This window comes from Microbacterium sp. NPDC089698 (assembly GCF_044749045.1).
In the GTDB taxonomy this organism is placed as follows: Bacteria; Actinomycetota; Actinomycetes; order Actinomycetales; family Microbacteriaceae; genus Microbacterium.
Window position 1 is genome coordinate 1 of record NZ_JBIVHE010000013.1, and the last position, 1,068, is coordinate 1,068.

Annotated in this window: 1 protein-coding gene; it reads right to left on the bottom strand. The window is 64.6% G+C overall.

What is annotated here, in order from left to right; genetic code table 11:
• On the bottom strand, positions 1-979 hold a 979-nt coding region (locus ACIPY5_RS20140), incomplete at its 3' end, for an IS481 family transposase (RefSeq protein WP_400974096.1).
• Positions 980-1,068 lie beyond the last annotated feature (89 nt).

The following is a 1,068-nucleotide window of genomic DNA, read 5'->3' on the forward strand; positions in this document are numbered from 1 at the left end:
TGTACTGACCTCGACCGTTGTTGATTCGGTCGATGGGGGTTTGGCCTCCGATGCCGAGGTGGGCTCTGTCCAGGTTGTAGTGGTCGAGCCAGGTTGGCAAGGCTGCGGCGCGGTCGGTGTTGGAGGTCCAGGCTCGGGCGTAGGCCCATTCGGTGGCGAGGGTGCGGTTCAGGCGCTCGATCTTCCCGTTGGTCCAGGGGCAGTGCGGGCGGATGAACTTCTGTGTGATGCCGTGGGCATCGATGACGGTGCGGAACGCGGTGGAGTTGCGGTAGGCGAATGCGTTGTCGCTGATGACGCGTTCGATCTTGACGCCCAAGGATGCATAGAACGCGACAGCCCGCTCGAGGAACCCTGCGGCGGTGGCGCCTTTCTCGTCGCTATGGATCTCGGCGTAAGCGACTCGGGAATGATCGTCGATCGCGGCGTGGACGTAGTCGTAGCCGGCCTTCTGATGCGAAGTGCGATGAACAGTGACGCTCTGGGCTGGATCGGCCCGCCACCCACCGCCGGCAGGGATCCGGCCGAACTTCTTCACATCGATGTGGATCAGCGACCCGGGGTAGTCGTGCTCGTATCGCATCGCGGTGGCTCGCTGCGCGCGGATCGTTTTGCCCGTGATCGGATCCATCTCACGCAGCAACGGAACGCGATAGCGATGCAGAACACGCCCCACGGTCGAGGCATGCAGGCCGAGCTTGCCCGCGATGAACACCGGCCCCCGCCGGGTGAGGTGCCTCACGATCCGCACCCGCGTTTCCACGCATGCCGTCGTCCGCCGCGGATGCGACCTGGCAACGCTGGACCGATCGATCAGACCCGCCGCGCCGTGCTCGCGAAACCGACGCCACCATCGCCATGCAGCCGTCCGAGACACACCCATCTCCGCGGCGACATGCGCGACCGCGCGTCCCGATTGGATGCGTTGAACCATGATCAACCTGCCAGCCGGAGTCAGCCGGGCATTAGCGTGAGACACGAGAGACCTCCGTGGACTCGAGGGAACCTAGACAGCTCCACTCGACCCCGGAGGTCTCTCCTACGTCAACAACGCACCGGGTCAGTACA